This is a genomic window from Oleiphilus sp. HI0132 (genome assembly GCF_001635845.1).
The window spans coordinates 1-1,027 of the sequence record NZ_LWGJ01000085.1 but is presented as its reverse complement, the minus strand read 5'-3'; the positions used below and the strand labels follow the sequence as shown (position 1 = coordinate 1,027).

The 1,027-nt window shown below is 44.4% G+C and carries 1 protein-coding gene; it reads right to left on the bottom strand.

Annotation, left to right across the window (positions count from 1 at the left end; all coding sequences use genetic code 11):
- Positions 1-515: 515 nt before the first annotated feature.
- Positions 516-1,027 (bottom strand): glutathione binding-like protein (locus A3766_RS01170; RefSeq protein WP_068641500.1); only part of this gene is annotated, 512 nt, incomplete at its 5' end.

The window sequence follows — 1,027 nt, the reverse complement described above, 5'->3', positions numbered from 1 at the left end:
TCTGAAATGAAGGGAATCTCCCAGCAAGCTATTAATAAAAAGAAATTGGCGATATATAACAAGCTCAGTATATGCTCTGTTCCAAATGATAAGGCCTTCCGCGTACTGGCCAAGTTATTTCAGTATCACTAGACTATTTTTTTGAAAAGGTTGTAGCTACAACTATTCACACCCAAAAATTGCTTATAACATTAGTTCCAGATAAGACGTTCTTCACGCAGTAAAGGGATTTAGCTTTGCCTTACGCAAGGGATACGCCGCGGAAGAGTTTATGCTAGCGAACTAGCCTTATCTATCATGAGGAGTCGAGGGATGCTGCTTAGCGAGTATTATTATTCTTTCAGTGGCATTTGGCTGTTAACTTCGTGAACAAGCGGGTAGGGCTCAAGGATGAGCATCTGTGATGAGGGTTTATCAACCTACCAAGAGGTCAGCAAGACTTCAGCTTGGGTAGCGGGGAGTAGTGCGCAAGGAAGCACATTGCTCCCCGCTTTTTAATTGATTAGCGCTGTCTGTCAGGTAACGATTATCTTTTGCCCACTAGCAACGACTTTTTCTGAGCGAGGGCGCTTTGGCGTATCAATGCCTCTTAATGCTGCCGGCCGTTCGTATATTGCTTTTACCCACCTTTCCAAGTTTGGATAGCTATCGATTTCAACACCCGACCAGTTGTGGGTTCGAACCCAAGCCCAGTTTGCGATATCTGCAATGCTGTAATTGTTTACCAGGTACTCATGTTCACTTAAGTGAGAGTCAAGTACTCCAAACAAACGCTTTACCTCGTTATGATAACGGTCAATAGCTGCGGGGATTTTTTCTGGAAAGTAGCGAAAGAAAACATTTGCTTGCCCCATCATTGGACCAATTCCGCCCATTTGGAACATTAGCCACTGATTTATAAGCGCGCGCTCGTTAGGTGTATGTGCGTAAAAATTTCCCGACTTTTCGGCTAGGTAGATCAGGATGGCCCCCGATTCGAAAAGAGTAAAACCTTCGTTGTCGTGATCAATAATCGCCGGTATTCGCC